The organism is Streptomyces sp. NPDC059443 (genome assembly GCF_042750105.1).
In the GTDB taxonomy this organism is placed as follows: domain Bacteria; phylum Actinomycetota; class Actinomycetes; order Streptomycetales; family Streptomycetaceae; genus Streptomyces.
This window is the reverse complement of sequence record NZ_JBHYVM010000039.1, coordinates 24580-32055: the sequence shown is the minus strand read 5'-3', so window position 1 is coordinate 32055 and position 7476 is coordinate 24580. Positions and strand designations below refer to the sequence as shown.

Below are 7476 nucleotides of genomic sequence, written 5' to 3'. Positions count from 1 at the left end.
CCGTTATCCGCCCCGCCCGCCGCCGCCACCTCATTCGGCGCCGCCCACGACGCGTCCGCGTGTTTCTGCGAGCACGACCTTAACAACAAAAATTGTTGGGGGGGGATCATGCCCCCCACACCCCCCTCTTGCAACCGCCTGAGGGAACTGACACCGGTACCTGACACGGCCGGTGCAGATATGAAGGAGTATGACCATGCCGCGTCCCGCAAAGGGTGCCCGTCTGGGCGGCAGCGCCGCGCACGAGAAGCACCTCCTCGCGAACCTCGCGAAGGCGCTCTTCGAGCACGGCCGCATCACCACCACCGAGGCCAAGGCCCGCCGCCTGCGTCCCTACGCCGAGCGTCTGGTGACCAAGGCCAAGAAGGGCGACATCCACAACCGTCGCCTGGTGCTGCAGACGATCACGGACAAGAGCATCGTGCACACGCTGTTCACCGAGATCGCCCCGCGCTACGAGAACCGCCCCGGTGGTTACACGCGCATCACCAAGATCGGCAACCGTCGTGGCGACAACGCCCCGATGGCCGTGATCGAGCTGGTCGAGGCCCTTACGGTCGCCCAGCAGGCCACCGGTGAGGCCGAGGCCGCCACCAAGCGCGCGGTCAAGGAGGCGGAGGCTGTCGAGGCCACCGCCGAGGAGACCAAGGAGGCCTGATCCCGCAAGGGATCGAGCTCGCTTGATCGGCTCTGAACGGGTCCGCCCCCTTACCGGGGCGGGCCCGTTCTGCATTCCTGTGCTTCTGAGAGGATCTGTCACGTGAGTGACGAGGTGGAGCCCGGACACGTCCGGGTCAGGCTGGACCTGAGCTACGACGGCAAGGACTTCTCGGGCTGGGCGAAGCAGCGCGTGCTGCGGACCGTCCAGGGCGAGCTGGAATCCGCGCTGCAGACCGTGATGCGGCTCCCGGACCCGGTCGAGCTGACCGTGGCCGGGCGTACCGACGCGGGCGTGCACGCACGCGGGCAGGTCGCGCAGTTCGACGTGCGCGACGAGGTGTGGGCCGAGCACCAGGACAAGCTGCTGCGCCGGCTCGCCGGCCGGCTGCCGCACGACGTACGGGTGTGGAAGGCCGCCGAGGCCCCCGCCGGGTTCAACGCGCGGTTCTCCGCGATCTGGCGCCGCTACGCCTACCGCGTCGGCGACCACCAGGCCGGCGTCGACCCGCTGCGCCGCGGCCACGTGCTCTGGCATCAGTGGCCGCTCGACGTGGACGCGATGAACGAGGCCGCCGCCGCGCTGGTCGGGGAGCACGACTTCGCCGCGTACTGCAAGAAGCGCGAGGGGGCCACGACGATCCGTACGCTCCAGCAGCTCAGCTGGGTGCGGGACGAGGACGGGATCATCACCGCGACCGTCCGCGCCGATGCCTTCTGCCACAACATGGTCCGCTCGCTCGTCGGCGCCCTGCTGCACGTCGGTGACGGACACCGGCCGACCGACTGGCCCGGCAAGGTGCTGGGCGCGGCCGTACGGGACTCCTCGGTGCACGTGGTCAAGCCGCACGGGCTGACCCTGGAGGAGGTCGGCTACCCGGCCGACGAGCTGCTGGCCGCCCGCAGCAAGGAGGCGCGGAACCTGCGCACACTGCCGGGCAAGGGCTGCTGCTAATCAGTTTGGGTGGAACGGCGGCGGACCTGGACAATGCCCGGCATGGGACATCTTGAAGCCAGCCACCTGGAGTACTACCTTCCCGACGGGCGGGTACTGCTCCCCGACGTCTCCTTCCGGGTGGGGGAGGGGTCGGTCGTCGCCCTCGTCGGGGCGAACGGGGCCGGCAAGACCACCCTGCTGAAGATGATCTCCGGCGAGCTCCAGCCGCACGGCGGCGGTGTCACCGTCTCCGGCGGCCTCGGCGTGATGTCGCAGTTCGTGGGCTCGGTCCGGGACGAGACGACCGTACGGGACCTCCTGGTCTCGGTGGCCCAACCGCGGATCCGCGAGGCCGCGAAGGCCGTGGACCGCGCCGAGCAGCTGATCCTGACGGTGGACGACGAGGCCGCCCAGATGGCCTACGCGCAGGCGCTGAGCGACTGGGCCGACGTGCAGGGGTACGAGGCGGAGACGCTGTGGGACGTCTGCACGATGGCCGCGCTGGCGATCCCGTACGACTCGGCGCAGTTCCGCGAGGTGCGCACGCTCTCGGGCGGTGAGCAGAAGCGGCTGGTCCTGGAGGCGCTGCTGCGCGGGCCGGACGAGGTGCTGCTGCTCGACGAGCCGGACAACTACCTGGACGTCCCGGGCAAGCGGTGGCTGGAGGACCAGCTGAAGGCCACCCGCAAGACGGTGCTGTTCGTCTCGCACGACCGGGAGCTGCTGACCCAGGCCGCCGAGAAGATCATCAGCCTGGAGGCGAGCCCGACGGGCTCCGACGTCTGGGTGCACGGCTCGGGCTTCGACACGTACCACGAGGCCCGCAAGGAGCGCTTCGCGCGCTTCGAGGAGCTCAAGCGGCGCTGGGACGAGGAGCACGCCCGGCTGAAGGCCCTGGTGCTGCGGCTGCGCGGCCAGGCCGCGTCCAGCCCGGACATGGCCTCGCGCTACCGGGCGATGCAGACCCGCTTCCAGAAGTTCGAGGAGGCCGGCCCGCCCCCGGAGCCGCCCCGCGAGCAGGACATCAGGATGCGCCTCAAGGGCGGCCGTACGGGAGTGCGCGCGCTCACCGTCGAGAACCTGGAGCTCACCGGGCTGATGAAGCCCTTCTCCCTGGAGGTCTTCTACGGGGAGCGGGTCGCGGTCCTGGGCTCGAACGGCTCCGGCAAATCGCACTTCCTGCGCCTGATGGCGGGGGAGGACGTCAAGCACACGGGTACCTGGAAGCTCGGCGCCCGCGTGGTCCCCGGCCACTTCGCGCAGACCCACGCCCACCCGGAGCTGTTCGGCCGCACGCTCGTCGACATCCTGTGGACGGAGGCGGCCAAGCCCCTGGGCCAGGCGATGGGCGCGCTGCGCCGCTACGAGCTGGAGCGGCAGGGCGAGCAGCCCTTCGAGAAGCTCTCGGGCGGTCAGCAGGCGCGTTTCCAGATCCTGCTGCTGGAACTGGCGGGTACGACGGCGCTGCTCCTGGACGAGCCGACGGACAACCTGGACCTGGAATCGGCCGAGGCGCTGCAGGACGGGCTGGAGGCGTACGACGGCACTGTGTTGTGCGTCACGCACGACCGGTGGTTCGCCCGCACATTTGACCGTTATCTGGTCTTCGGTTCGGACGGTGTTGTGCGGGAGACTACGGAGCCCGTCTGGGACGAACGTAGGGTCGAGCGCAAGCGCTAGGGGGCGACGGCCCCCGATCTGGTCGAGGGGAAGTCGTCGTGGGACTGCGGCCTACTGTCTGGGTCATGAAGTGGGACACCCCGTCCTCCTGGGACCGGCGGGTGGCGTGGCTGCTGCGGCCCGCCCCCCGGTCCTGGCGGGCCGTGACCCTGGTGATCCTGCTCGCGGTCGCGGTCTCGGCGAGCCTGCGGGTGAACTGGGGCTCGGACAACGCCTTCGTCGTCAAGGCGGCGGACGCCCTGCTCACCGGGGTGTCCCCGTACGAGGACAAGCGCTTCCTCTACCTCCCCAGCGCCGTCATCATGGCGATCCCCGAGGCGCTGCTGCCGGCCCCCCTGCTGCGCTGCGTGCTGCCGCTGGGGATGACCGGGCTCGTCGGGGCCGGTTGGTGGGCCGCGCTGAAGCTGTTCTCGGTGCCGGTGCGCTCCCGGCTCGCGGTGGGCGGTTTCGGGCTGTTCGCGCTGGCCTACAAGCCGTACATCAACCTCGTGCTCATCGGGAACTGGACGGCCATCTCGGCCGCCGCCCTGCCGGTGGCGCTGCTGCTGGCGCACCGGCGGTCCTGGGGGGCCGCCGGGCTGGTGGTGGGCCTGGCCATCGCGTGCAAGCCGATGCTGGTGCCGATCGGGCTGCTCTTCGTCCTCGCGCGGCAGTGGCGGGGGTTGGCGCTCGCCGTCGGGGTGCCCGTGGGGCTGTCGCTGGCCGGGGCGCTGATGATGCCGCACCCGATGCTGTTCTTCACCAAGACGCTGCCGTTCCTGCTGCACGGCCAGGACTCCTACGCGCTGCCGTGGGACGCCTCGCCCATCGCGGCGCTGCCGCGGCTGGGGGTGCCGGAGCCGGTGGCGGTGCTGGTCGCCTTCGCGGGGGCCGGGTGCGGTCTCTGGGCGGCCTGGCGGCGCTGGCGGCGGCCGGTGGAGACGGACGGGGACCAGGGCGAGCTGAGGCTGGTGGAGACGGCCTGCATGGTGATGCTCGCCGCTTTCCTGGTGTCGCGGCCGTCCTTCGACCACTACCTGCTGGTGGTGCTTCCGCTGCTGCTGGTTTCGGGGGTGCGGGCGGGCTCGATGCCGCGCTCGCCCTGGTTCTGGCTGGCTCTGGTGCCGCAGACCGCGGGCATCCCGTGGCCGTCGGAGTTCGAGCACAAGCGCCGTGCCTTCAAGGACATGGTGACCCTGTGCTCGCTCGCCGGATTGCTGGCGCGGCGTTCTCTGCGCCGGGTTCGGGTTATGGTGGAACCCGTACGAACTGCGGGGTCCCTACCCAGGACCGAACCGGAGTGCGCCGCGACACCCGTTGAGACGGGGTCGAGGACCGCGTTTTGACCCTTCTTGGGCTTCACGGGTATCCTGCTGGTTCGTCATGCGTTTTGGCTTGCTCATTCTCACGTGAGAGGGCATTACGCCGGTCCACCGGGCCGATGACCAGCGGTTCACACGGATTGCGTCTCCGTTGTGACCAGGGCTGTCGTGATCGTCCGTGGTGACCTTGTCAGGACCCGTCCTCTGTGGCTCACGCCTCGGGGATGCCCACCACTGAAGAAGCGAAGGCATACGCGTGCGTACGTTCAGCCCCAAGCCCGGCGACATCTCGCGCCAGTGGCTCGTCATCGACGCTCAGGACGTTGTCCTCGGCCGTCTGGCGACCCAGGCCGCTGCCCTCCTGCGGGGCAAGCACAAGCCGACTTACGCCCCCCACATGGACATGGGCGACTTCGTCATCATCGTCAACGCCGACAAGGTTCACCTGTCCGGCAACAAGGCGACCCAGAAGATGGCGTACCGCCACTCCGGCTACCCGGGTGGTCTCCGCTCCGTGCGTTACGACGACCTCCTGGCGAACAACCCGGAGAAGGCCGTCGAGAAGGCCATCAAGGGCATGCTCCCCAAGAACACCCTGGGCCGTCAGATGCTCTCGAAGCTGAAGGTCTACTCGGGCGAGAACCACCCGCACGCTGCGCAGCAGCCGGTGGCGTTCGAGATCACCCAGGTCGCGCAGTAGTTCCGGCCACCCCCTAAGACGTAGAAAATTCTGAGGAGCATCGTGGCCGAGACCACCGCCGAGACTGTCATCGAAGAGTTCGAGGGCAACGTCGAGGAATACACCACCGAGTCCGCGGACGTAGTCGAGGGTGACTACACCTCGGAGTCCCTTGCCGGTCGCTTCGGCGACCCCCAGCCGGCCGCCGGCCTGGGCCGTCGCAAGAACGCCATCGCCCGCGTCCGGATCGTTCCGGGCACCGGCAAGTGGAAGATCAACGGTCGCACCCTTGAGGACTACTTCCCCAACAAGGTGCACCAGCAGGAAGTCAACGAGCCCTTCAAGCTTCTTGAGCTTGACGGCCGCTACGACGTCATCGCCCGCATCTCGGGTGGCGGCGTCTCCGGTCAGGCCGGTGCCCTGCGCCTCGGTGTCGCCCGTGCGCTGAACGAGGCCGACGTCGACAACAACCGCCCGGCGCTGAAGAAGGCCGGCTTCCTTTCCCGCGACGACCGTGCGGTCGAGCGCAAGAAGGCCGGTCTCAAGAAGGCCCGTAAGGCTCCGCAGTACAGCAAGCGTTAATCTTCGCCTGCTGTTCTGCAACGAAACCGCCCCGGCAGCACTCTCCGTGCTGCCGGGGCGGTTCGTTTACCGCCACAAGCGGCAAAGTAACTGGCAAAAGTGGTCACAAGCGAAGTGTGAACTCGGGAGGACAACAGTGGGACGACTCTTCGGGACGGACGGTGTACGAGGCGTCGCGAACGCGGATCTGACGGCCGAGCTCGCGCTTGGCCTCTCCGTCGCGGCGGCACACGTACTGGCCGAGGCGGGCACGTTCGCGGGTCATCGGGCCACCGCGGTGGTCGGCCGGGACCCCCGGGCCTCGGGTGAGTTCCTGGAGGCCGCAGTCGTCGCGGGCCTCGCGAGCGCGGGCGTGGACGTCCTGCGCGTCGGTGTGCTGCCCACCCCGGCGGTGGCGTATCTCACCGGTGCGCTGGGCGCCGACCTCGGCGTCATGCTCTCGGCCAGCCACAACGCCATGCCCGACAACGGCATCAAGTTCTTCGCGCGCGGCGGCCACAAGCTGGCCGACGAGCTGGAGGACCGCATCGAGTCGGTCTACGAGGACCACCGCACGGGCGCTCCGTGGGACCGGCCCACCGGCTCCGGCGTCGGCCGCGTCTCCGACTACACCGAGGGCTTCGACAAGTACGTCGCCCACCTCATGGGCGTCCTCCCGAACCGCCTCGACGGCCTCAAGGTCGTCCTGGACGAGGCGCACGGCGCGGCCGCCTTCGTCTCGCCCGAGGCCTTCGCCCGGGCCGGGGCGGAGATCATCACGATCGGCGCCGAGCCCGACGGCCTGAACATCAACGACGGCTGCGGCTCCACCCACCTCGGTCTGCTGAAGCGGGCCGTCGTCGAGCACGGAGCCGACCTGGGCATCGCGCACGACGGGGACGCCGACCGCTGCCTCGCCGTGGACGCGAACGGCGCCGAGATCGACGGCGACCAGATCCTCGCGGTGCTGGCGCTGGCCATGCGCGAGGCCGGTCACCTGCGCGAGGACACCGTGGTCGGCACCGTGATGTCCAACCTGGGCTTCAAGCTGGCGATGGAGGCCGAGGGCATCCACGTCGTGCAGACCGGGGTCGGCGACCGGTACGTCCTGGAGTCGATGAAGGAGCACGGCTACGCGCTGGGCGGCGAGCAGTCCGGCCACGTGATCATCCTCGACCACGCCACCACCGGCGACGGCACCCTGACCGGCCTGATGTTGGCCGCTCGGGTCTCGGCGACCGGCAAGTCCCTCGCCGAGCTGGCCGGGGTCATGAGCCGGCTGCCGCAGGTGCTGATCAACGTCCCCGACGTGGACAAGTCCCGGGTCACGACCTCGGCCGAGCTGGCCGCCGCCGTCACCGAGGCGGAGCGGGAGCTGGGCTCGACCGGGCGCGTACTGCTGCGTCCCTCGGGCACGGAGCCGCTCGTACGGGTGATGGTGGAGGCCGCCGACATCGAGCAGGCCGGCTCCGTCGCCGGCCGGCTGGCCGACGTGGTGAAGTCGGCGCTCGGCTAGAGCCCTCGCCGCCTCGAAGCCGTCTCGAAGGACCGGCCCCGGGGGGGGGGGGGGGGTGTTGCGGGGGGGGGGGGGGTGTTGGGTGGGGGGGGGGACGGGGGGGGGCCCCGGGGGGGGGCGGGGGGGGGCCCCCGCGCGATGGGCG

At 70.0% G+C, this 7476-nt stretch carries 7 protein-coding genes; all 7 read left to right on the top strand.

What is annotated here, in order from left to right; translation table 11 throughout:
- Positions 1-196 precede the first annotated feature (196 nt).
- The 7 genes from rplQ to glmM all read left to right on the top strand — a co-directional run bounded on the left by rplQ (position 197) and on the right by glmM (position 7331).
- Positions 197-658 (top strand): 50S ribosomal protein L17, encoded by a 462-nt coding sequence (rplQ, locus tag ACFXDJ_RS30150; protein WP_371617437.1) that lies wholly within the window; start codon positions 197-199, stop codon positions 656-658.
- 102 nt (positions 659-760) lie between these two features.
- A complete protein-coding gene (gene truA, locus ACFXDJ_RS30145; RefSeq protein WP_384657417.1) occupies positions 761-1612 on the top strand; it encodes a tRNA pseudouridine(38-40) synthase TruA in 852 nt (283 codons plus the stop codon).
- A gap of 33 nt (positions 1613-1645) precedes the next feature.
- On the top strand, positions 1646-3274 hold the full coding sequence (locus ACFXDJ_RS30140; RefSeq protein ID WP_384657414.1) for an ABC-F family ATP-binding cassette domain-containing protein: 1629 nt from the start codon (positions 1646-1648) through the stop codon (positions 3272-3274).
- 65 nt (positions 3275-3339) lie between these two features.
- Positions 3340-4599 (top strand): glycosyltransferase family 87 protein, encoded by a 1260-nt coding sequence (locus tag ACFXDJ_RS30135; RefSeq protein WP_384657411.1) that lies wholly within the window; start codon positions 3340-3342, stop codon positions 4597-4599.
- Between the two features lie 232 nt (positions 4600-4831).
- Entirely contained in the window at positions 4832-5275 is a 444-nt protein-coding gene (gene rplM / locus ACFXDJ_RS30130) for a 50S ribosomal protein L13 (RefSeq protein ID WP_384657408.1), read from the top strand.
- Positions 5276-5317: 42 nt separating this feature from the next.
- Positions 5318-5836: a 30S ribosomal protein S9 gene (gene rpsI, locus ACFXDJ_RS30125; protein WP_384657405.1), complete on the top strand. Its 519-nt coding sequence runs from the start codon at positions 5318-5320 to the stop codon at positions 5834-5836.
- A gap of 136 nt (positions 5837-5972) precedes the next feature.
- The gene (gene glmM / locus ACFXDJ_RS30120) at positions 5973-7331 is read left to right on the top strand and encodes a phosphoglucosamine mutase (protein ID WP_384657424.1); all 1359 of its coding nucleotides are present in this window, start codon (positions 5973-5975) and stop codon (positions 7329-7331) included.
- Positions 7332-7476 lie beyond the last annotated feature (145 nt).

What these genes read in the sequence shown, in the direction of transcription:
- rplQ (WP_371617437.1), top strand. Translation starts at nt 197, where the DNA reads ATGCCGCGTCCCGCAAAGGGTGCCCGTCTGGGCGGCAGCGCCGCGCAC.
- ACFXDJ_RS30140 (WP_384657414.1), top strand. Translation starts at nt 1,646, where the DNA reads ATGCCCGGCATGGGACATCTTGAAGCCAGCCACCTGGAGTACTACCTT.
- ACFXDJ_RS30135 (WP_384657411.1), top strand. Translation starts at nt 3,340, where the DNA reads ATGAAGTGGGACACCCCGTCCTCCTGGGACCGGCGGGTGGCGTGGCTG.